Genomic DNA, 24,150 nt, shown 5'->3' on the forward strand with positions numbered 1-24,150 from the left:
GAAAATGGAAAATAATACTACACAAGTAACTGAAACTAAAAAGAAAAAAAGTTTAGTTTTTCCTATTATTTTAGCCGTTGTTTTAATCGGCGGCGGAATCTATGGATACAGAACCTATTCTTATGGACAGGTGCATGAAGAAACAGACGACGCACAGATCACTTCCAATATGGCTCCCGTAATTTCAAAAATTTCAGGGTATGTAAAAGAAGTAAAAGTAAAGGATAATGAGTTCGTAAAAAAAGGAGATACGCTGGTTATTTTAGATAACAGGGACCAGAAAATGGCGCTTGAACAGGCAGAAGCAGCTTTGGCTACGGCAAAAAGCAATATTTCCAATGCTCAGGCTTCTACTACTGCAACCTCTAAAAATATCGGTTCATCACAGGCTGCCGTTACTACAGCCAACGCACAGATTGAAGCAGCAAAAGTAAACGTCTGGAAAACTACCCAGGACTTAAAAAGATATGCCAATCTTGTAAAAGACCATTCCATTACCGAACAACAATACGAACAGGCATTAGCAGCAAAACAGACTGCCGACAAACAGCTGCAGGTATTGATTGACCAGAGAAACCAGATTGCGCAGCAAACCAATATTGCCTCTTCTCAGACGGCTGCAAGCTCCCAGCAGATCAGTGTTGCCGGTTCTGTGGCCAAACAGAGAGAAGTAGATGTGGAAAATGCAAGATTAAACCTTTCTTATACGGTAATTGTTGCTCCTGAAGACGGATATGTAGGTAAAGTGCCTATTCAGGCGGGACAATATTTACAGGCCGGATCACAGTTGTTTGCTTTGGTTAAAAACGATCAGAAATGGGTAGTGGCCAACTTCAAAGAAACCCAGGTTGATAAAATGGTAGAAGGCCAGAAAGTGAAAATTGAAATCGATGCCTTCCCGGACAGAGAGTTTGAAGGTGTTGTAAGCTCTTTCTCTCCTGCAACCGGTGCTACATTCTCTATCCTTCCTCCGGATAATGCTAGCGGTAACTTCGTGAAAGTAGTACAGAGACTTCCTGTAAAGATCGATTTTGTAAATCTTGATAAAGATGTTGCCAAAAGATTAAGAACCGGAATGAACGTAAAAGCAGAAGTTTCACTGAAATAAAATATAAAGTGGATTGTCAATAATCGCGGGGCAGCCGGAACGGAGAAGATATGAAGAAGCTGCCGATCATGATAGGAATGCATGAAGAGGATCGGCGATGTTGAGGAAATGAAGGTGCAGGCAATGATGAAGACGGACGGTTGACAATTCACTTTTCAAAAAACAATATAAGAGAATTGTCAATATACGAGGAGAAGTCAGTAATGAGGAGGTAATGAAGAAGCTTTGATCGTAATGTTGACCGGAGTTTGCATATGAAAATCAGCCTTATGTGGAAATGTTGTTCAGGCTGATCATGAAGTTGTCTTACGATGAAGAGATCAAAATGAAATGGTAAATGAAGCCTTACCGACATAATGAAGATGACTATTGACAATTCACTTTTTTAATTAAGATTTTTTGAGATTCAGATTACTGTCAGTGAACGATAAAGATTGTTCATTCACAGGAAATTAATCAGTAAGAATTAAGTTAGTTCGTAAAAAACTTGTTCTGGTTTCAAAAAAGTTCTGAATCTCATAATCTCTTAATTTTTTTAATACTATTAAACAAACATGCAAGATTCATTAGTAGAATATGGAGCGCGAAGAGTAATCATTACGATTACAGCCATTCTTTGTGCTTTGCTTGAAATTGTGGATTCCACGATTGTAAATGTTGCCCTCAATGAAATGAAGGGTAACCTCGGAGCCACACTTTCCGAGGTGGGATGGGTCATTACGGCATATGCCATCGGGAACGTGATCATTGTACCGATGACGAGCTGGCTTTCGCAGCAGTTCGGGCGTAGAAATTATTTTGCGGCATCCATCATTATATTTACAGTATTCTCTTTCCTCTGCGGAAATGCTACCAATATCTGGGAGCTGGTATTCTTCAGGCTGATGCAGGGAATTGGCGGTGGTGCACTGCTGGTAACTTCACAAACCATCATCACAGAATCTTATCCTATAGAAAAAAGAAGTATGGCACAGGCCATTTACGGTCTGGGAGTAATTATAGGTCCCACCTTGGGTCCGCCTCTGGGAGGATATATTGTAGATAACTTCAGCTGGCCTTATATTTTTTATATTAATATTCCAATCGGGATTGCTGCAACACTAATGACGCTACAGTTTGTAAGAAGTCCGAAATATGCCGAAAAGCGTAAAGCTTCGGATGTCGATTGGGTCGGGATCGCTCGATTGGCTGTTACCGTTGGGTCGTTACAGTATATTTTGGAAAGAGGGCATGAAGAAGACTGGTTTGCAAGCGGATGGATTGTACTCTTTACCGTATCAGCAGTTTTAGGGTTTATACTATTCCTCTGGCGGGAACTTACCTTCAAATATCCTATTGTAGAATTAAGGGTTTTGAAAAACAGCAACCTAAGGATCGGTACAGTCATGTCCTTTGTACTAGGATTCGGTTTATATGGCTCTACCTTTATCGTTCCGCTGTATACACAAAGCATTTTGGGCTGGACGGCACTTCAATCAGGAGCATTAATGATTCCTGCGGCACTTACCACCGCTTTTATGATGCCGATTATCGGAAGGTTATTATCGAAAGGGGCGAAACAGCAGATTTTGGTTTCTTTAGGATTATTCATCTTCTTTGTCTACAGTTTCTGGGGATACAAAATATTAACGCCGGATACCAGTAAAGACGCCTTTTTCTGGATGCTTATTGTGAGAGGAGCCGGTCTAGGATTATTATTTATCCCGATTACATCACTCTCTTTAAGTACGCTGAAAGGACAGGAAATCGGACAGGGAGCAGCTTTCACCGGAATGATGAGGCAGCTGGGAGGTTCTTTCGGGATTGCAGCGATAACGACTTTCATTGCCAATGCCGGACAAAAATACAGACTGAACCTGATTTCGCATCTTGATGAAAATGATTTTGCCGTTCAGCAGAGACTTCAGGCTTTAAAAGGCAGTTTCATGGCAAAAGGAATGACTCCTGATGCCGCCATGAATGCCGCCTATAAAATGCTGGACCTCACGGTAACGAAACAGGCTACGGTACTTTCCTACATGGATGTATTCCTCTATCTCGGAGTCATCTTCTTAATCTGTATTCCGTTTATTCTTTTCATTAAAGAAAGAAAAAGCAAAGAGAAGATTGATCTGAGTGAAGCGATGCATTGATATAAAATGTTGAAAAATTTTATTATAACATTATAAAAACCGCAGAATTTTCTGCGGTTTAAATCTTACTTAGTTCATTTTTAATCTGTCTCTTCTTTCAAAACATTTTGTATCGTCTGAGTTTAAAAAGCAAGAGTAGAAAGTAAATTCTACCCTTGTTTTGATAATTAATCTTTTATATACTGGTTTTTAGCATTTAAAATCATTTTAGGTGGATAACTTTTGAAATAAATTGTAAACATGTTTTTTTCTATTTTCTTAGTAATCTCAACATAATATCTTATTTGTCGCTTTTTCTCGTATTCTATAATTAAATAATAAGCAGGATTATTACTAACAACTTGTTTATTATAAATTTGCTTCATATATGTTACATGCCTTATATCATAATATTTTAAAATATTATCAATATCACTTCCTCCACCACCTCCAATAATCTTATTATTCATAAAAGAAGTTGTTATATAAAAGGTTTTTGATACATTCTTATTATTCTTGTTCTCTAAAAAAAATGTGTATGTGTAATCTTTTACATTATTTGGTTTATTTGTTTTATCAAATGTGCTATCTAAAAAAATTTTACCACTACCATAAAGCTTAGCTTCCATAAAAAATTGCTCAAATTTTTGATATTGATATTGATGATAAACGTATGTAACTATATTATATAATATTATTATAGACAATAGTATTATTATTTTTCTTTTCATAATTTATTTCTTTTTAATTTGATAATTATAATCTATCGGGTTTATGGGTACTCCATTAAATTGTTTAGGTATTAATGGTATTTCCCAAATCCCTTCTGCAATTTTAAGTGCATTTAGATTATAAGATTGGTAATTAATGGAACGTCCAAACTGCAAAGATGTTTTTCCTTTAATTTCTACAACATTGAAGGGATATGAGACCGTCATTAAGGCAGTGTGAGAATTTTTTACGTTTACACTAAAATCTTGTTCTTTTATTTTTCCTTTCAATGCCTGTTCTTTATTGCTAATCTGAAATGTAATATTCAAATATCCTTTTCCATTGCCTATGTATTGAATTTTGGCTGTACCATCTGCATTAGCATCATACGCACTACTATTATATACAGGCGGATTTTCACTGGTACTAATATTATATTCCCCATTTTTAAGTTTTATAATAGTGATGCTTATATTAAGCCCTGCAATTAAATTGTTTACTTTCCTATCGGGTTTGCTGTTAAAATACTTTGCACTGTAAGGGTCATTATCCATTAAAACTTCAGAGAAGAATTCGGCTCCTTTTGTACCCTTCATCATACCTTGTTTTTCCGTATAAATATAATCCCATTCTCCAAATTGAAAAATATAGTTTAGGGTTGTAATAGGGTCTTGCCCCTGAAACATATCAAGTATATCCCCCATGGTAATACCAGATCCACCTGAGCCATCATTTTGATTTATTCTAAAAAATCTGATTTATAGTTTTTGATATTAGAGTTTGTGAAATCCCATGTCGCAGGAGTTTCGCCTATACTTCCGTCTTCATAGATCCATCTTCCATCCGGATCTGTATTTGATACAGGATTGTTGGCTACATATGTATACGGGCTTATTGAATGATAGGTTTCTGCTAGCTGGTCGATGCCATTCCATCTTCCCAGATCCGGCATATATTCTCTCCAGCCGTAGCTGTACATCCCACTTTCCTGAAGTTCTTTGCTACTATATTTATGGTTCTTGTAGCTTCACTGTCCAAAGAATGAGGTTTCAATCAAAATCGGAAAATATTATGGCAAGAGTATTGAAACCATACTCTTGCCATAGGTTAATACTAATTAAAATGTATTTTTTAAAGATCCTACATAAATAGCAAAAAATATAAAACCAAAAAATGATATGGCAGAGTACATTAATACTAAAATATCAGCAATTGCTTTTTTTGTTTTGCTAAAACTCTCTACTCTTTTTTTAATTTCTTCATAAGAAGTAAACTTCCAATATCTTAAGCCTATTAATAAAATTAAAGGTAAACAATATGTTAATATAAGATATTTATTTGATGGTAAAATATTATTGCCATCAAAGTGGTCTAAAATCATTAATATAAACACTACATTCAAGAATGGCAATCCACAAGTTATTACAATCCCATATCCTTTCTCAGCTCCATCACTATTGAAATGTTTATAAAAGTTTGTTATTTGGTAATATAAATAATCAATGAGTATCATATCTAAATTTTAATAGCCCATAGCTGCGTTAAATTTCCTTTGTTCTTCTGCTCTCACACCGTCATTATAGTACTTATTCACGGCTCCTTCAATATGTTGTCCTATGTCTTTTCCAGTAATAAATGTTGTAATTCCATTGGCTATAAAATATGTTCCCGCAACAGCCTGACCCCATCCTGTTGGTGAAACAGCTAAAACAGACATTACAAGATCTAAAGAATTAGATGTAGTTATACCATTATTTTTAATATCATTTCCGGCTAAAGCTATACCTGCAATTCCTAAGGCTGTTCCTGCAACTTTTGCTCTTCCAGCCCATTTTAAAGCACTATTTGCATTTATTTGTCTAAACGGTAATTTTAAAGAAAGTACTTTTTTACCTAAAATGCTTTTTTCAAAATATACAGATGTAGTAGTATATGCAGGAGGTTTTCCGTATAAAGAAGCATGCTCATATCCTGCCTGAAGCATTTTACTTAAAGTAAAACCATATCCCGCGTAAGTCCTAAGATCTTGTGAAATCTTATGCATTTCTGTATCATATTCATAAGGGTTTGCTTTCCACATATTAAAAGTGCCTACCAATCCTTCATCTTCATGTCCCAAATCTGTCCACCATTTTGCTAATCCGTTTTCGAATGTAATCCCACTCATATTTCCACCATTGGCAAAATATTCGAACATAGAAACCGCTGCATTGCCGGTAAAGGTGTAACCACCGCCGCCACCGCCGCCATTATTTCCAAACCCATCTGACATGCTGAATGAAAGGCGAGACTTATACTTAGGACCAACTAAATCCCATGTAGCAGGAGCCTGCCCTATACTTCCGTCTTCGTAGATCCATCTTCCATCTCGGTTACAAATCAGCGAGATCAGTATTTTAGATTAATTGTTTTTTATTGATTTATTTTAAAATTTTCTGTTTTAATGTTAGTCAATAAAGAATATTAACACAATCTGTAACATAACCATTACCTAATCATTTTAATAAGATTCTAATTAACATCCCAATTACAAAAATTAGAAGGCTAATAAATACAAAAATCTTTACATAAAAATTTATTCTGCTTTCCATGTTTTTGTTATTTTCTACCTCTGAAATGTTAATTTTTCCTAAAAATAGTAATTTGAAATACTCTTTGAACGTAAGATTTTTTTTAATATTTGGTAAATCTATAACTTTTACAATTTCATCCATATTTTTATAATAAAGTCCCATAATTTTAAACCTTGTAATATTATTTCTATCTACAAGATACAAAACCTTATAGCTTCCTGCTGTTCCTGTTTCTGTTGTCTCGTACTTTCCAATGTAATCCATAAAATACAATTTTTTCCCGAGGGGAAATAAAATTGAATAATACCGTAAACATTCTTTTTGATTGTTTATAATAATGTACTTAATATCTTTTAAGTGAGCTATAGCAATATAAATGATAACCAAAAAGAAAGATATAAAGATAAAATCTATTAATTTAAAACCTCTAATTGATATTTTAATAAAAATTTTAATTGTGAAAATAAAAATTACTAAAACTCCAAATAGTATTAACAAAATATTAAATAATCTGGATAGTTTAAATTGACTTTTCATAACAACATAGTACTAATATAATCCGTCATATAATTCAAGAGTTCCATATTCATTTGCAACAGATTCATCAATTACATCAGAAAGAGTTTTAAATCCATTACCGTTTAAATAGTTAATGGCTCCTGTTCCCATATCTGCTACAAACCAAGCTCCTGCTACTACTGAACCAAAACCTGAAAATGAAATACCTACCATAAAGGCATTAATAGCATGAGAAGGCTTAATCTGTCCTGACATTGCAATATCCGCTGCTATTAAAGCTCCACCGGCAACCGTTAATTTAGTTGATAAATTTCTTGCGCCTTGAAAAGATTTTATTTGCTGGCCTCTCCAGAACTTTGCTCCGGGGTTTTTCCATTTGTTTTGCCCTGCAAAAGATACTCCTCTTGTCTTTGTCTGATGCCATAATTCATTATACTTGAAGAAACCTGTTCTTGGTAAGTTTGCTGTAGATGCAGCTCCTACTGCTGTGTTTATCCACCACAAAGTATTAGAAGCTGTTTTGGAAAAATCAATATCCTCATAATAAGGGTTGAATTTCCACATATTAAAAGTGCCTACTAATCCTTCATCTTCATGTCCCAGATCTGTCCACCATTTTGCTAATCCGTTTTCGAATGTAATCCCATTGATATTTCCACCATTGGCAAAATAATCGAACATAGAAACCGCTGCATTGCCGGTAAAGGTGTAACCACCGCCACCACCGCCGCCATTATCATGAAACCCACCTGAGGTACTGAATGAATACGTAGGTTTGTATGAACCCGGCATATAATCAAATGTTGTAGACGGGCGAATACTTCCATCTTCGTTAATCCATCTTCCATCGGGGTCCGTATTGGAAATCGGGTTATTGGCTACATAAGCATACGTACTGGTAGAAGTATAGTTTTCCGCAAGCTGGTGTAATTGCTGACACTGCTATCATCTCCAGGTTTATTTTTAATTTCATACTAAAACTATTGTAAGTAATCTTAATAAAATTAACACCAATTCTATTTTCAAATAATTTTTATTAGTATATTTTTGATAATGGAAAAAAACTCAAAACAAAAAATGCTAAAATTCCTGTTATAATTGCAAAACTTATCCAATTCCATTTATTTCTCACTCTTTTAGATTCTTTATCAAATTCATTAAAATATTTAAGATATTTATCATTTTTAAACAATAATTTTTCATTTAGAATCCATGGCATCACTAATAATGCTATTATAAATAGCCATTTATACAAACTCCCTGGTTGCCAAAAAAATTGTATTAGTGGTTTCCCTACTATTGTCTGAAAAATATTAAACATTCCATATTCTAAGAGAATTATTAAGCCGCCCATTTGAATTCCTGCCCAAATACTATGTATACCAGATATTTTATTGTTAAAAATAACCTCATCTGTAAACTCATTCATGTCTTCAATTCCTCCTTTAGCATAAAATTTTTTCACAGCAGGAATTTTATAAATTAACCTAAAAGGATCTATATAAGATAATAATTTATAAATTTTTTTATAAAAGTTAAAAATTGTGTAATGTACATGATTCCAAACTCTTTCCATAAATTTTAACATTTACTATTTAATATTTTGTTTAATATAAAATAAAGAACAAATATATTTTTTTAATAATCGGCTTTATTTAAATATTCACTAGCTAAACCCTCTGCATAATCACCCCCATAATAACCCCCAACAATTCCTCCAATAATACCCCCAATGGCGGCTCCAATAGCTGCTCCTGGTGCTGCTCCAACTCCAAAAAAAGCCGTTCCTATTGCTCCTCCGATAGGAGCAAATATTTTTGCACCTAACCATGCTCCAGCTGCTGCTCCAGCCATGCCTCCAGCTACGCCAGCTGTTGCCACTTGAGCTCTAACACCAAACTTTCCACCGTCTTTATAAACTCCGTAACCTATTTGGCCAGCATTAATAGCATAGCCTACATATCCGGCTCTTTTTGCATATTTTCCAAACATAGCAGTATTTCTAACATAGCTGCTTCGTAATCCAATTTGAGAATCAGCCGCTCTGCCTGCATAAGCGGTACTTCTTACTGTTCTTAAATTATCAATCCAATATCCGCTGTTATAATAAGAGGTACGCTGATCTGCAATATATTTAAAACCACCTCCTGCAGCAGTTGCACCCCAGTCTGTAAAGTTTTTATAAACAGCCCATGAAGGATCTTGAACCGGCACGCTATGCATAATCATGTTAGCGGATGATACTTGAAGCAGACCACTACCATTACTATACATCGAATCTTGCCCATCTAATGTATACCAATTAGCGTATCCATTGTTAAAAGAAATCCCGCTCATATTTCCACCATTGGCAAAATATTCGAACATAGAAACCGCTGCATTGCTGGTAAAGGTGTAGCCATTCTCACCACATATTCCAACGTCTGCTCTGTTTCTTAAAAAAAGCTTTAAAATATAGCGTTGATATTCAACGCTATATTTATTACCAACATATTTGGAACATTACCTTTCTTTTTTTAGTAATTCTTTCTTGGCACTACCATTAACATTAAAATTATAGTTATTATAAATAATATTATTAATATTAAATATCCTTTATAATTCTCTTTAAATTCATATTCTAAAAACCTTTCATTTTTAACGAAAAAGTAATAAATCAAAAACATTACAACTGGAATCATTAAGAAAAAGACATATTTATAGCGTAAATGTAAATAGTTGCCTAAAAAAACATTATCAATACTTGAAATATTTAAATTAATAAAAATGGAAATAACTACTACTAACCAAAATTTTTCCGTTCCTCTATCTTTATATTTAAATTTATCCATTCTTTTATAAAGGCAATCTAAATGGAAAATTAAATAATCAATAAACTTTATCATATAGTATTACTTTTTAGGACCAAGTCCCATATCATTAAAAATGCTTCTGCCAGTTACCGCTTGATATCCTCCTGTAACCACTCCATAAACTAAAGCGGCCCCAATTGTCCATGGTGTAGGGATTAATCCTACTCCTGTCATCATATGATTCATTATTCTTTCAGTATCTCCAATTTGTCCATCTGCATATTGAAGTTCAGTGGCTACAACTGAAACGGCAGCTAATCCGTATCCTCCATATTTAGCTACTTTACTTAATGTAGCGGCCGTAGCAGGTTTAACTTTAATACCTGCCATCGTTGTAATTCTGTAAGGCTTGGCAGCATCATCCAATACGGTATAATTTACAGAATAATCTGGTTTTAAAGCTTTGCTTAAAGAATATGCACCAAATCTTGAAACAGACTCACTTGCGATTAAATGACCAGCACTGAAATATCTGTCATTAGCAACTTCAGTGGCTTTCATCTTCCACATATTAAAAGTGCCTACTAATCCTTCATCTTCATGTCCCAAATCTGTCCACCATTTTGCTAATCCGTTTTCGAATGTAATCCCGCTCATATTTCCACCATTGGCAAAATATTCGAACATAGAAACCGCTGCATTGCCTGTAAAGGTGTAACCACCGCCACCACCGCCGCCATTATCATGGAACCCTCCTGATGTACTGAATGAATACGTAGGTTTGTATGAACCCGGTATATAATCAAATGTTGTAGACGGGCGTATGCTTCCATCTTCGTTAATCCATCTTCCATCGGGGTCTGTATTGGAAATCGGGTTATTGGCTACATAAGCATACGTACTGGTAGAAGTATAGTTTTCCGCAAGCTGGTCGATGCCGTTCCATCTTCCCAGATCCGGCATGTATTCTCTCCAGCCGTAGCTGTACATCCCGGTTTCCTGAAGTTCTTTGCCATTGTATTTATGGTTCTTGTAGCTTCCCTGTCCAAAGAATGCCGTTCCGGATTTCAGATGATTCATACCGAAAGGATAGTAATCATTATTATCAACAATTTCAAGAGCGCCTGTACTGTTTCTTGCATAAGAAACCCTTACATTTCCCAAATGGTCTTTGTGCTGGTAAATATACTGATCTTTTGTATAATCGTAAAATCCTTCTGCTGTAGGGAAGAACTGCAGATCGGGAGTTTTGGCGGGAGGCAGTGGCTTTCGTCCGTCAATTGAGAAAGTCTGCGGCTGCATGGCACGGGCCGACATCGATCCTATTCCTCCGTCTTGTAGACTGCCAGAAGAAAAATACTGGAAGCCATCCAGGTAATCTGTAATTCCGGTAGTTGTTGTATTACCGTTAACTCCTGTGATGATGGTTGTATTTTCTTTTCTCAGCCTGGTTCCGTCTGCTCTGTATTTGGTAGTGATGGTAAGATCTTCATTACCGAACCTGTTTAGATTCAGATAATTTGGAAGGTTCAGGTAATTGTATTTGATGGAAGTTATTCCTTTGTCCGGCATAGTAGTCATATTGCCGTTCTGGTCATAAGCAATGGTATTTCCGCCGCCTTCATAGCCTGCAAAGTTTTGGGAGCTGTCATTTATATTGGTTGCATGGTTCCCTGTGTATGCATAGCTCAGGTTATCAATAACCGTTGCGGTATTGCTGCCGTATTCCGTTACGGAAGTTCTGTACAGAGTGGTGATATTTCCGTTCTGGTCATACGATAGTGATTCTGTGTTTTCTTTGCTGTACGGGTTATTAGGACTCTGGTAATATCCTGCCGTAACCCTGTTTAAAGAATCATAGGCATAGCCATATCTTTTGGGAGTAAGGGAAGGGTTTACGCCTACAGTTTCTACCGCACGCCAGTCTACCTCGGCAATATTTCCGTTATACCTTGGCGTTACGTTTTTTCCTGTAAACTGTGCGGGATCAGGATTGGTGGTGCCATCCTTTTGGTTGTATTTGATGCGGTAAGAAAACAATTTTCCTCCCATATCTGCCGCAGCCATCTCATTTTTATTAACTTCCGTGAGCCAACCCCGGATATTGTATGTATAGTCAATACTCTGAAGATTATTTCCTACTTTTTTGTTAACCAGCTGGGAAAGTTCATTATATATATTTTCCGATAATAATTCCTCTGATTTATTATCAACCTGATGATAATGCTGTAACAACCTGTTCTGAGAATCATATACATAACGTTGTTTTATCGTTAATCCGGGTTCGCCGAGCCTTCTTATATGGTATACATTGTTTTTAAGAGGAACTCCTGCAAAATCAAGATCAGATTCTGTTTTGGTATACCCTCCCAAATAGTTGACAGAATAGGTCCCTATAATTCTTCCTTTGATATCATAATAGACATAATTTTTCGTCCAGTTATCATCTTCAATATTTTTCACCAAGTTCATTACCGGCAGATTTTTGGTACTGACGGCATTGGCTGTGGAATTATCAGACAGCAGGCTTTTCCCCATAATGGAAGAAGGAAAAGCGGGGTTAAAACTGTATGCAGGATATGTATCGTAATAATTAACACTTAAGATCTTCATACTTCCTGTAGGAAAAGCAGTTTTAGTATAATACACATCCATCCCGTTTAAAGTAAACGGCGTTGCGCTTCTTGTCTCATTATTGGCTGCATTGGCCGCCATATTGTTTAGAGCCGTTTGCATGGCCGCCCTCGTAGCCGTATTGGAAAAGAAACCGGTATATACAACCCTTCCAAACTGATCGTATTTGGTAAACATCCAGCCTTTGGCTGCAAAATTATTAGTGGTCGTTCTTAAATTGGCATCCTGTGCCAGAACCAGCCTGTCCTGCTTATCATACACCATAAATTCCCATCCTTTCCCGGGGATTTTCTTTTCTACCAGCCTTCCCCAGCCATCATAACGGTATTGGTAACAAAGGTTGTCGAGTATGGAAGTTGTAAGTGCAGGCGAAGCTGAAGCCAACGGGGGAATGGTGTAAGCCAGCTGACCGTATTCGTTATACACATAATACGTGTCAACATTCTGGGTTCCGTCTTTTTTTCTTGTTAAAACCGTTTGTCCCTTTTTATTCTTGAATACTGTAGTTGTATTACCGTCTTCATCCGTAACGGCAGATTTATATAAAGTGCCTGTAGTATACGTACCGGAAAGATTCAAAAGGCTGTTTGTTCTTCCTTCCAGCCAGTTCGTAGGTGCCGTATATTTTTTTACTTCGTCTGAAGTGGTATTTGAGGCATATGAAAACTCTACGGGATGTGAAGCCCAGTCATTACCGATCTGTTTTTGCTGCTGTATCCTTCCTAACGGAGAGGCTTCCGGCACTTTTTCGGTATAGATTTTTTCTGCACCATACTGCGAAGAAGCATTGGAGAGCGGAGTGCTATAAATAGCTCCGTTCTGTGTTCCTGTTTGCGGAATCGGGAGATAGCTTTTCAGCTGTCTTCCATAGCTGTCATACTCTACAGGAACTGCAATATCCTTACCGGATGGAGTTGTTTTTACAATGACATTTTGTTTTGCCCGCCCTAATCCGTCAAAATATTGTACAGATTCGGTTTTTTTGGAACAGTCTTCCGTTAAGCAGCTTTTTTCGTAAATATAATTTTCTGTTGTGGTAAGATTGGTTTGTGCAAAGGTAAGAGCGACCACAAACAAATTGAGTAGTACTATTATTTTCTTCATGTGTTTAGTTTTTGTAATTATACTGATACTCCTTCAAAGTCACCCCGTTCATATCAACGATTTTCATCAGCCTGTTGTCGGCATCATACACATATATTGCTCTAATGCCGTTTGAAGGAGTAGTAGTTGTCATTCCTATAAGCGGATCATAGGTATAAGTTGTGATCCGGAAATTCTGTAATGCAGAGGTTTTCCTGAAATTATCCAATGCGATAAGAAGAGCCGGTTCATTAGCCGGATTTGCCGCATCTGCATTAGAAGCATCTATAATAGGCTGTATATAAGGTAACACTTGCGCATAGGTCGCACCTTCTATTTTAGCAATAGGCTGTGTTTTATCATATCCGTAAACAATAGCGGTAGAAACTCCCACGGATGACGTGAACTGAAGCAGATTACCTTTTTCATCATAGAGATCAAATTTTATAGAAGTCTTCGTCGTACCGTCACTGATATTGGTAACAACCACAGATGTAGGATAAGTAGAAGATGGATTATCAAACTTTGTTTCAGTTTTACTGAGCGTTTTGCCATTATCTTTAGTTTCTTCAACTACAGGTATTCCAATGACATTGTTAGAAATAAGCTGGGTATAGCCTCCTCCTTGGAAGGTTGGATATGTAAATTTCTTTTCGGTAATCACATCGTCGTTTATCTTCCTCACTACGGAAGGTTCAAGATTTTCAGAATTGAATTCTGTCTCTGTTTTTTCTTCAACGATTTGGTTATCAAAATAGCTTTTGGAAGTTCCAGTCATTTTTTTATAATAAGCGGCTCTTGAATATGTCTGGTCACCTATCAAGGGATAATTTTCAGATCCCGGTATATTATCAAATACATATTCGTTATGTTCGGAAACCAAAAGCTGGTTTTGGGAATTGTAGATTTCTTTTTTATCCAGAATACCATCCTTTGTAAGATTAAAATATGACCAGAACTGCACGCTGTTTCCTGCTATGGAAGAATTGTAGGCAGGATAATCATCCGGGTTTTTGTAATAATACCTGATGTATCCTAAGGCATCATCGCTATTGGAAACCTTAACATTTTTATATAAAGTGAAATTGGAAGCTGCCATATCTCCAAAGTCATCTTCAGGGCTAAAACTATAACCGCTGGAATTATTACTGTTTGCAAAGCTGTCATAGCTATATTGAATAGTTTTTACCGGATTGGAAGCTGATGCATTTTCATAGTATTTGATATTGGCTATTCTTACACCATTAGTTACATCCTTATTTTTGAAAGGGGTAGGGATATGTGCTATATCATACATATATACTTTACCTTTTCCTCCTGAACCTGAAAATTTAATTACATAATTTCCGGGAAGAAGATCGTAGGTTACCACTCGGTAAGTATTATTAAAAATTGGATTCGGGCAGATTTCACTATTAAAGATTACTTCATTACCCTGCTTGATATTAAAATCAACATATGGAGGGGTATTTCCATCCCAATATGGAGGCGTGTATACATCATCCACCTGAAATTCCACATAAACCTTTTTATTGACTCCTGGTGTTCCTGTAACAGAAAACAGGTAATCGGTATTCTGGTTGGTATCATAAATAATTTCTTTAAATTGTTGCAGATACTGTAACTGCGGATTTACAAAATTTTCGCCATTCAAAATAGGATTTAGATATTCAGGAGTGCTCTTATCAATATAAATTTCCTGTGGTTCAAAATTATATTCTATGGCACCGCCGGTAGGATTAATGATCTTTTTTAACACTCCTAATCCTGCTTTTCTTGGATTACCTGTAATATCTGCCTGAGGACAGAAATAAGTGAGATTATGTCCATTAAGCGTAAAAGATTCTCCGGGAAATTGATCGTACTCCTGGTTGTTATATTGGAATTCCGTTTTCTCCGAAACAATATTATTTCTGTTAATTTTTTTAAGTTTGGTTAATATTCTTTTATTGTTGTATACTGTACTGATTCCATTAAAAAATAAATAAGGATAGTCAGAGTATTCAAAGGTGTATCTGGAGATCACATGATTGTAATTGTCTTTTAACTGAACATTGTCAATACTGTAAGGATCATTCATGGTGTTTTCCATAGAACTGTTATAAACATAATTGAGCTCTATTTTTCCATGGAACGGAGAGCTGATAGTTTTTAGCTTACAGGTCTGATATTGAATAAAGGTATTGCTGTTATTTTTATACTTGATATCTTTTTGATAAGAAAAATTGGCAATCTCTATATTATTGGCGTCTTTAATCTGGCTTAAAAAGAAAGCAGATTTATAAACTCTTCCTCCAAGAATAAACGAATTTTGCTCAGAATTGCTTCGGCTGTAATCATTAAATATATATTTAATACCTTTAGTATCGGTAATAGTAAAGGAATCCAAAATAAGTGTAGCCGTATTGCTTTCTCTTGTATATTCTATCTTCACAAGATTTGAAGATAAATTAACAACGCGGAAGGTATTTGAAGGAATATCCCTTATAATTTTAAACTTACCTGACACTCCGGGAAGATTGTAATAATAGATATCATCAAATGCATTTTTAATATAGTGTGTATTGCCTGCATCGTTATATTTTTCGTCAAGCTCTCCAATGATTCTTCTTGAAATAACACCACCCATAAATAACGACCATCCAGTTCCTACATCACTTGCCACCTCGCCGGGAGCCACGTTCATTGGGTTATAAGAAAGTGTTAAATTAAGATTGATATTTTTATTATTGGTAGGCAACCCAAATAAAGGAACAGAAATATCCGGAATTCCTGAAGCATAAGACACAGGAGCATTGCTGTAAGCTGCCAGTGAAGAAACGGAAGGAACCGGTTTTGAAAAATCCCCGAAATTTATTTCTTGTTGAGCATGATAGGAAGTATACATACTGCAAAGTATTATACCTCCCAATATTCTGTTTTTTATATTCATCATTTATATTATTTCTTAATCAATTTAGCACTCGCTGTTTTATCATTCGTTTTCACGGTCACCAGATATGCTCCCTGAATAAGGTTCTGCGTATTGATCTTGGTTACTTTATTCTTCGTTTTTAAGCTTTGCAGCTGCCTTCCACCCATATCGTAAAGTACAATATCCGCTTCCTTAAAATCGAATCCGATCTCCACATAGGCGTAATCTGTTACCGGATTCGGGTAAATCTTAATATCTTGCTTTTCAATCAGCTGGTCAATCTGTTTATCTCCAAGTTTCACAATCTTCCAGTTCTCTTTCCCCAATTCCTCTGCGCTGGTTCCCGCTAGAATTATGGATCCGTCTCTGTTCAGCTTAATATCAGAAAGTCGCTCCTCTCTTTTCCTGGATTCTCCTTTGACATGTTTTCTCCACTGTTCTTCTCCCTTTTCATTCAGATACAGCATCCAGAACGTTTCATCATCACTTTCTATTCTTCCTTCAGCCTGGGTATAACCTCCTAAGAGAATTCCTTTTGATGATTTATCATCTGAAGCATGCAGTACGCTCATTCCCATCAGAACATCCCGGTTCCTGAAGTTGTAAGATTTCTGCCAGATTTCCTCTCCTCTTTCGTTTAAAGAAATCAGCCACAGGTCCGTTCCTTCTTCAATGCCCACGGTTTTATTTCCCGATCTCTCCGATCTTGATTCTCCACCAACTAAATAGCCTGTCGATGTTAAAGCCAGTGTTCTTAAATGGTCATCACCTTTCCCTCCGAAATTCTTTTCCCATTCTACTTTGCCGTCTTTAGAAAGTTTAATAATCCAGTAATCACCCTCACCGAAGTTTTCTGTCTTCTTAGACCCTCCGGCATTACTTCTTGAATAGATTCCAAGCAATGCTCCGCCGTCTTTGGTAGGGATCATTTTCTCTACTTCATCCAAACCTTTTCCGCCTATAATGAGTTGCGATAATTCCTTCCCGTTTTTATCCAGTTTTACAATCAACACGTCTTTGGAACCGTAACCTTTTGAAGAATTCTGAACGTTACCCGATACAAAGAATCCCATATCCGTCGTCTGAATCACCGCTCTCACTTCTTCATCCGAAGCGCTACCTATGGTTTTCTGCCACAATTCATCACCAAATTCATTAATTCTGATCAACCAAAAATCAGATCCGCCTTTGGAATCTTCCTTTTTATCTAAACCCTTACCACTGAAAGAAGTTCCTGAAAGAATGAATCCGCCATCCTGCGTACTTACCGTAGAAGACAGAAAATCATGATTATTACCCGAGAAATATTTCTCCCAGACTTCTTCTCCCTGTTGGTTGAGTTTGATCAGATGGAAATCGTAACCGTTGTTTTGTGTACCCTGAGCCTGTCGAGGGGTAGTCTCTGAACCTCTTGAAAGAGCGGACCCTGAGCCTGTCGAAGGGTGGATGCTGCTTCCGGTGATCAAATATTGCTGGTCAATGGTAGTGGTAACCTGGGAAAGAAAATCCTGAGTGGAGGATTTAATGTCTTTCTGCCAGACTACTTCCTGGGCGGAAATTCCCAGAACGGAGCACAACAAAATTGCCCCGGAATAAATTTTATTCATATTACTTTAGTTTAAAGTTGCCAAATATACTGTTCTTGATTTTTTTTAACTATCCGTAAAAACCCCATATTTTGAGATCATTTTTATTTATATTAAATATTCTTTTTTGCCTCATCCATCTATATTGCGAGCTAAATGTTTATTTATAAATTATTTCCTTTCGCAAAGCTACTCTCCACAAACGACAAAACCTGTCGTGTTACCATTAGAGGTGCATTTTTTTTTAAGATTGAAAATGATGAAAAAAAGCATAGAATTAAATTTACTGTAAGAGAGGTACTGCGAAGAACCCGACAATCCAGAAAGACTTAGCCTGTATCAGTTATAGAGACACGGCTTAAGTCTATCATCATTTGGTTGATATAAAAATTCGCAGTTCTAATACCTGAATATAACTTACGATTGTTTCGTAAAAATTATGGTGTTAAAAAATATTTCGATATAAATCCTCAGATTTTACTTTCTTATTCCTTATTTTAATTTTCGTCAGCAGGTTTGTTTTTTCTTGAAGAATTCACCAAAGCAATAAGATTTTCCAAAGTATATTCCGAAGCTTTCTGCTCTCCCTGGAAAATAATTTTTCCCATTCTTGCCACTTCACTTATATACCCATACAGTTCTTTATAAACACCTTTATTGGCAGAAGTAAAAGCTTTCCGCTGCTGTTGGTAAGCGCTTTGCTCATTGCTTTTTGCGGTAATCGCATCAAAAGTATTCTGGATCAATGTTTCCGTGTCCGGTTTCATTCCGCTGGATATCAGCAGGGGAGATTGCGATGCAATGACATCCTTTAAGGAACCAAGACTGCTTAATACTCCTTCGAAATTTCTTTTGTTCACTTTTTTAATGACATCGCTGGGTAAGGTAGTTTTTATTTTGGCTTTGTCAAATACAATATTTAAAAGCTTCATTGGTTTCGACAATTCGCTGCCCAGCGTGTAAAGTTCCTGAGTTGTTTTTTTCTGTAAGAGCAATACTGCATCGCCAGTTTCTTTTGCCCGCACTTCATTCGTTTTGTTTTGCATTGCAGAAAGGTAGGCTGCATTGTATAAATGATTTTCTGCTTCAAACAGGTTCAAATCTCTACTAAAGCTATTTAATAGTGCATCAGCAATTGGCACATATTCTTCTTTTAAAATTCCCATAATATTTTGTTTTAAAATTAATCGGATAAATATATCATTTTGTTATGATTTATAATGCGCTTAAAACCAAATATTTATGTAGTGGAATTTTTTCATAGTAATGTCTGATTTTATTAAAATGTATCACATAAATTCATCAGAGTATTAAATTTTTTCTATTCTGTAAGAGTTGTTTTGGAAAGTGTAAAAATTGTTTATTATACTTTACTGTTTTTTTACCTCACTGTAGTGCATTTTTATTCTGCTGTAGTAGATTTTTAGCCTAGTATAATATATTTTTAGCTTTTATATTTCTCCTGCCATACAGTTGTCATCATTCCCGTTTATATTTGTAATATAAAAGCAAAAAGATTAAATTTCACAAAAAATACTATTATGAGTTATTGCGCAGCCATTGACAGAATGCAGCCGGAAAGCAGAAGAGAACTGCATAAAAATTACCACGATTATCATTACGGTTTCCCGATTCATGATGATAATGAACTATTCGGAAGGTTGGTAATGGAAATTAACCAGGCGGGACTGAGCTGGGAAACAATCCTGAAAAAAGAAGAAGGTTTCAGGAAAGCATACGACAATTTTGATATTCAAAAAGTGGCGGCTTATGATGAAACTGACCGTGAAAGGCTGCTGACCGACCCCGGAATTATCAGGAATAAATTAAAGGTAAACGCAGCCATAGAAAACGCAAAAACCATTATCGAATTACAAAAAGAATTTGGTTCATTTGAAAAATGGCTGGAACATCATCATCCGAAAACACTGCCGGAATGGATGAAGCTTTTTAAGAAAACTTTCAAATTTACAGGTGGCGAAATCGTGAATGAATTCTTGATGAGTATTGGATATTTAAAAGGTTCTCACACGGAAGAATGTTCGGTTTATGAAAAAGTACTACAGCAAAATCCGAAGTGGCTGGAATGAGAATTTAACTTCTTCATAAAACCTTAATGGTTTAAATAAATGTTTGCATAACGTCGTTTCGAGTAGCTTTTGAAAAAAGCATATCGAGAAATTAAAGCACCAATCCGAGGTTCTCCATACATTTTTCTCCGCTGCGCTGCGAAAAACACTCCTTTAGATTTGTAAAAAGAAATTAATACATTTATTAACAAGAGAAAAGTGTTTAAGTAAACTAATATCTACTCAGAGAAAAACTCATAGTTCGATTGAGACTTAAACACTTTCTTATCAAAAACTCAGATAGAAATTAGGGATTGGAGCCCATTATTAAGGAGTTGAGATGATGATAAGTTTCTCTTTATTAATCAAAACAAATTTATGGAAAAAGTTTTTATTGGAATTGACATTAGTAAGCTAACTCTGGATGTTTTTGTTAACAGTTGCTCTAAAACACAACATTATCAAATTGAAAATTGTTCAAAAGCGATTAAAAAGTTTTTTAAAAGCTTCTCCAATGATGCAAATACCGTTGTAGGCATGGAAAATACCGGAAGATACAATTTTGAACTTTACGAAGTTTTAAGTAGTACGAACATACCGGTTTTTGTTATAAACCCACTTCATTTAAAGAAAAGCATCGGTCTTTTAAGAGGTAAAAACGATAAATTAGACAGTCAAAGAATCTGTGCGTTTTTGGAAAAAAATTACATGGATCTACAACCTTGGGTTCCTAAATCCTTGGATATTCAAAAAATAAGCTTACTTAATACGGAACGCAGACACAGAGTGAAAATAAGAGCAGGTTTATTGAGACAGATGAAAGATTTAAGCTTTCTTAAAAATCATGCAGATAAAGAAATTATAAAGCTTAACAAGCAATTGATTTTACTTTTAGATAAACAGATTAAAACAATTGAAAAAAAGATGGTAGAGATCATTGAGTCAAATACAGAACTGAAGGATCAATATATAAGAATCCAGACCGTTCCAGGTGTTGGGAAAGTGTTGGCTACTATGCTCATTGTTAAGACCAATGGTTTTACAGAAATTCAATCGGCAAGGAAGATGGCTTGCTATTCTGGTGTTGTTCCATTTGATCATCGCTCCGGTTCGTCAATTTATTATAAACCCAGGGTCTCTACAATGGCTGATAAAGAACTAAAAAAGATCTTACACTTAGCTGCTCTGAGTTCCATAAGATTAAAGAATGATCTCGCTTTATATTTTCAAAGAAAAGTTTTAGAAGGGAAGAATAAGATGTCTGTTTTAAATGCAATTAGAAATAAAATCATACACAGAGTTTATGCTTTGATAAAAAATAATTCTGTGTATGAAAATAATTTGCAGATGTCATAGAAATCGAACTGACGTTACATCAATTCCATTTGACTTTTCAGCCGTTCGGTGAGCATCGTGATAATTCTTTTGTTAAAAACATTCTTGTCTAAAATATAGACTTCCATCTCTTCAGCAGTCAGCATTCCGATGGTCATTCCGATAAATATATTTTTCAATGCATGATCCTTCCGCAGGCTTCGTTCAATAAAATTCAGCTTTTTTTCTATTGTTAAATAATTAAAATCTGGTATTTTGGACACTGCATAATCTTTAAACAACATAACGTAAATTTCATTCTGTAATTTCAGGATCGGGCGTACGGTTTGGTTCTGAAATACTTCGATCTGGCCTGCATCGCCTGATACGGGAATTGATAAGTTTTCTCTGAGATCTGTTTTGTTAAGCATCATCGGGAATTTTTATGAAACGCAAAATTACTTTAATTTTATCACTGATTTAATACAAAATCAATTCTCTTTTCAGCTTCTTCTCTTGAAATTCCAAGATAAAAATCATTTACAAAAGGGTGATTATGACTTTCATGAGGATATACAAACGGTCGTCCTATTTTATTATTTACAATAACATCTGTTGGAATGGGTTCTTCAAATGAATAATCCGGCAGATTATTGGAAAGCCAGCCAAAAAAGCCGCTTTCAAATGCTTCATTATGATAATTCTCAACATATTCAGTATAACTTTTCTCGCTTAAGGAAACCCATATTCCGTACTCAAGATCCTGGCAGTTTTCATTCACTTCCTGTACAAGTACTGCTCTTATAAAATAACAGGTCTCATCGGAATATCTGATGATACATAAATCTGCAGATAATTCTGAATTTGCTATTTCCTCATCAGATAAATTAAAATAAGGATAAGGTGCTGAATACGCTATGGCAGGCCAATCCTCCCTTTCTTCTCCACAGCATTGACAAATGTATTTCATGATTTTTATTTTATTTGAGATTAAATTTTAGCGGTCTTTTAGATCAAACTAATATCAACAGAATTTCTTCTCAGTTTATTTCTATTATTTTTACCCAACTGTTTTCGTATCCTCTTCCTTCAGAATTTTTTTCTCCTTCATTGAAAGCATCATGCGTTCGCATTTATATTTTTCCCAGTCGAAATTGCTGAGAAAATCGAGGGCAGCCTGGAAACCGCGGTTGAATAGCTCTTCTTTTTCATCCTTTTTCATAAAGAAATTTAGCCAGCTGCTGCTTCCGCAATTCACGGTCTGAATGCTGTACAGGTGATAGAACGTATGTTTCGTAAGAAATGTTTTATCATTAAAACCTTTTAAAGTACTGATGATATTTCCGGAATAGGTGAGGGGAGATTTCAGTACCTCTGCTGCTGTTTTTCCTTTTTCTGAAAGCAGATCAGAGTCGCTGGTAAGCTGTACCCCAAATAAAGGCATCCTTGGATAAAAAATATCAGTAGCATGAAAAAGGTCAATCGGGAAATTGGAAATACTTCCGCCATCAATAAATACACCGGCGGGATTAATATTTTCGGGAACGGTGTTCATCCAGAATTTCCAGGCATATTTAACGGAATCATCATTCCTATTGATCGCTTTCTGCATTGGCTCAAAAAAGAAAGGTACCGACATGGAGGCCCGAACAAATTCTGCCGGACTGATGTGCTTCAGTTCCTCTTCAGACCAGTACAGATTGGCCATTGTAGGCAGCTCAACCTTTATTTTAGCATTAATATCGGTAGTAATGACAATATATTCTGATTTCAGAAGATAGAACGGGTCTTTTTTATAGTATTCGTTGTTAACAGTGCTGTCGTAAAAAATCTTATAGCGGATCTTATCAATATGTTCATTATTATTAATTCTGATCTCCTCTATACTTTCCAGGGCTTTATCGTAATACTGCATTTCGTTTCCGTAACGGTAGCTGAGGTTAAGGTCTTTCCCTTTTTTAACAAACTTTTCATTAAGATCAGCCACAGTTGTAATTCCAAATGTATTTAAGGCCTCTTTCATTGCGTTGAGAAAAGTATGTCCCGGATTCAGTCCCGAATTTCTTTTCTTAAGATCAAAATAGAGCTTTAGTAAAAATAAGATGCCTATAATCACCAACAGCATGGGAATAGAGAAGAGTACTTTTGTCTGCCATATCTTATCTGTCGGATATACAAAGGCCAAAACTCCGAAAAAAGCCAGAATTCCGATAGCAAGATAAGCATTGATTTTCAGGAAGTTTTTATTGTTCAGCATAGCGTGAATGGTTGTTTTTACGTATGCTTTTCCGTCCATAAAATCGGCAAAATTCCAGTTGAAGAGGATGTCTTTAATGGTTTCGCTTTTTGCGTCTTCCTTCGTTTTGCAGGCGGCAATCAATATTGTATTAATAGCTCCGGCACTGGTTCCCGCTACTTTAAGAAAACGAATCCCGAATATTTCCAGTCCGTATAAATAACCCACCAGCGCGCTTCCCCAGACACCGCCGCCTTCCTGCACAAATTCTACATATTGATTTCCTTCGGCATCTAAAAGATCAGAAAATTCCTTTGCCGAAATACGGTCATGTAAGGCGGCCAGCTTTTCTTTGGACTCTTTTGAAAGAACATCTTCTTTCAGTAATTTTTTAAGTATTTCCGGTTTCATGGTTATGATCTGGTTTAGTGTTAAAGTGCGATGATCTCGCGAATGATGTTAAAATTAATAATAATCATGAAAACTTTGATACCGTATTT

21 protein-coding genes are annotated in these 24,150 nt (G+C 35.8%); 4 read left to right on the top strand and 17 right to left on the bottom strand.

The genetic code is table 11. The features are described 5' to 3' along the window. Positions 1 to 4 precede the first annotated feature (4 nt). Complete coding sequence (locus tag ACYT6F_RS11250; protein WP_472597768.1) at positions 5 to 1,108, top strand: HlyD family secretion protein; 1,104 nt, start codon at positions 5 to 7, stop codon at positions 1,106 to 1,108. Positions 1,109 to 1,662: 554 nt separating this feature from the next. Beyond that, positions 1,663 to 3,240 (top strand): DHA2 family efflux MFS transporter permease subunit, encoded by a 1,578-nt coding sequence (locus tag ACYT6F_RS11255; RefSeq protein ID WP_472597769.1) that lies wholly within the window; start codon positions 1,663 to 1,665, stop codon positions 3,238 to 3,240. A gap of 167 nt (positions 3,241 to 3,407) precedes the next feature. Here ACYT6F_RS11255 and ACYT6F_RS11260 read toward each other — a convergent pair whose 3' ends face one another. From ACYT6F_RS11260 to ACYT6F_RS11325, 14 genes are all read right to left on the bottom strand, one after another. Further along, a complete protein-coding gene (locus tag ACYT6F_RS11260) occupies positions 3,408 to 3,950 on the bottom strand; it encodes a hypothetical protein (protein WP_472597770.1) in 543 nt (180 codons plus the stop codon). A 3-nt stretch (positions 3,951 to 3,953) separates the two neighbouring features. Then, positions 3,954 to 4,634: a hypothetical protein gene (locus tag ACYT6F_RS11265; RefSeq protein WP_472597771.1), complete on the bottom strand. Its 681-nt coding sequence runs from the start codon at positions 4,632 to 4,634 to the stop codon at positions 3,954 to 3,956. 35 nt (positions 4,635 to 4,669) lie between these two features. Next, a complete protein-coding gene (locus tag ACYT6F_RS11270) occupies positions 4,670 to 4,909 on the bottom strand; it encodes an RHS repeat-associated core domain-containing protein (RefSeq protein WP_472597772.1) in 240 nt (79 codons plus the stop codon). Between the two features lie 138 nt (positions 4,910 to 5,047). Next, positions 5,048 to 5,443, bottom strand: coding sequence for a hypothetical protein (locus ACYT6F_RS11275; RefSeq protein WP_472597773.1), 396 nt, complete (start codon positions 5,441 to 5,443; stop codon positions 5,048 to 5,050). Between the two features lie 9 nt (positions 5,444 to 5,452). Continuing rightward, the gene (locus ACYT6F_RS11280; protein WP_472597774.1) at positions 5,453 to 6,202 is read right to left on the bottom strand and encodes a hypothetical protein; all 750 of its coding nucleotides are present in this window, start codon (positions 6,200 to 6,202) and stop codon (positions 5,453 to 5,455) included. 223 nt (positions 6,203 to 6,425) lie between these two features. Further along, positions 6,426 to 6,767 (bottom strand): hypothetical protein, encoded by a 342-nt coding sequence (locus ACYT6F_RS11285; RefSeq protein ID WP_472597775.1) that lies wholly within the window; start codon positions 6,765 to 6,767, stop codon positions 6,426 to 6,428. Positions 6,768 to 7,052: 285 nt separating this feature from the next. Beyond that, complete coding sequence (locus tag ACYT6F_RS11290; RefSeq protein WP_472597776.1) at positions 7,053 to 7,814, bottom strand: hypothetical protein; 762 nt, start codon at positions 7,812 to 7,814, stop codon at positions 7,053 to 7,055. Between the two features lie 244 nt (positions 7,815 to 8,058). After that, positions 8,059 to 8,598 (bottom strand): hypothetical protein, encoded by a 540-nt coding sequence (locus ACYT6F_RS11295; protein WP_472597777.1) that lies wholly within the window; start codon positions 8,596 to 8,598, stop codon positions 8,059 to 8,061. A 62-nt stretch (positions 8,599 to 8,660) separates the two neighbouring features. Next, positions 8,661 to 9,389: a hypothetical protein gene (locus ACYT6F_RS11300; protein WP_472597778.1), complete on the bottom strand. Its 729-nt coding sequence runs from the start codon at positions 9,387 to 9,389 to the stop codon at positions 8,661 to 8,663. Positions 9,390 to 9,538: 149 nt separating this feature from the next. Further along, positions 9,539 to 9,907: a hypothetical protein gene (locus ACYT6F_RS11305; protein WP_472597779.1), complete on the bottom strand. Its 369-nt coding sequence runs from the start codon at positions 9,905 to 9,907 to the stop codon at positions 9,539 to 9,541. Positions 9,908 to 9,913: 6 nt separating this feature from the next. Continuing rightward, complete coding sequence (locus ACYT6F_RS11310; RefSeq protein WP_472597780.1) at positions 9,914 to 13,552, bottom strand: DUF6443 domain-containing protein; 3,639 nt, start codon at positions 13,550 to 13,552, stop codon at positions 9,914 to 9,916. A gap of 4 nt (positions 13,553 to 13,556) precedes the next feature. Then, on the bottom strand, positions 13,557 to 16,466 hold the full coding sequence (locus tag ACYT6F_RS11315; RefSeq protein ID WP_472597781.1) for a hypothetical protein: 2,910 nt from the start codon (positions 16,464 to 16,466) through the stop codon (positions 13,557 to 13,559). Positions 16,467 to 16,471: 5 nt separating this feature from the next. Further along, on the bottom strand, positions 16,472 to 18,052 hold the full coding sequence (locus tag ACYT6F_RS11320) for a T9SS type A sorting domain-containing protein (protein ID WP_472597782.1): 1,581 nt from the start codon (positions 18,050 to 18,052) through the stop codon (positions 16,472 to 16,474). A 476-nt stretch (positions 18,053 to 18,528) separates the two neighbouring features. Beyond that, on the bottom strand, positions 18,529 to 19,197 hold the full coding sequence (locus ACYT6F_RS11325; RefSeq protein ID WP_472597783.1) for a hypothetical protein: 669 nt from the start codon (positions 19,195 to 19,197) through the stop codon (positions 18,529 to 18,531). Between the two features lie 375 nt (positions 19,198 to 19,572). Here ACYT6F_RS11325 and ACYT6F_RS11330 point away from each other — a divergent pair, with 375 nt between their 5' ends. Next, on the top strand, positions 19,573 to 20,121 hold the full coding sequence (locus ACYT6F_RS11330; RefSeq protein WP_472597784.1) for a DNA-3-methyladenine glycosylase I: 549 nt from the start codon (positions 19,573 to 19,575) through the stop codon (positions 20,119 to 20,121). A 357-nt stretch (positions 20,122 to 20,478) separates the two neighbouring features. Next, positions 20,479 to 21,456, top strand: coding sequence for an IS110 family RNA-guided transposase (locus ACYT6F_RS11335; RefSeq protein ID WP_472597785.1), 978 nt, complete (start codon positions 20,479 to 20,481; stop codon positions 21,454 to 21,456). A 14-nt stretch (positions 21,457 to 21,470) separates the two neighbouring features. On the opposite strand, the gene ACYT6F_RS11340 is transcribed toward ACYT6F_RS11335, so the two are convergent. The 3 genes from ACYT6F_RS11340 to ACYT6F_RS11350 all read right to left on the bottom strand — a co-directional run bounded on the left by ACYT6F_RS11340 (position 21,471) and on the right by ACYT6F_RS11350 (position 24,061). Beyond that, positions 21,471 to 21,848 (bottom strand): glyoxalase, encoded by a 378-nt coding sequence (locus ACYT6F_RS11340; RefSeq protein WP_472597786.1) that lies wholly within the window; start codon positions 21,846 to 21,848, stop codon positions 21,471 to 21,473. Positions 21,849 to 21,886: 38 nt separating this feature from the next. Next, complete coding sequence (locus tag ACYT6F_RS11345) at positions 21,887 to 22,384, bottom strand: DUF2199 domain-containing protein (RefSeq protein WP_472597787.1); 498 nt, start codon at positions 22,382 to 22,384, stop codon at positions 21,887 to 21,889. Positions 22,385 to 22,474: 90 nt separating this feature from the next. Further along, complete coding sequence (locus tag ACYT6F_RS11350) at positions 22,475 to 24,061, bottom strand: patatin-like phospholipase family protein (protein ID WP_472597788.1); 1,587 nt, start codon at positions 24,059 to 24,061, stop codon at positions 22,475 to 22,477. Positions 24,062 to 24,150: the final 89 nt, after the last annotated feature.

It is taken from the genome of Chryseobacterium sp. NG-CE01 (assembly GCF_055695505.1).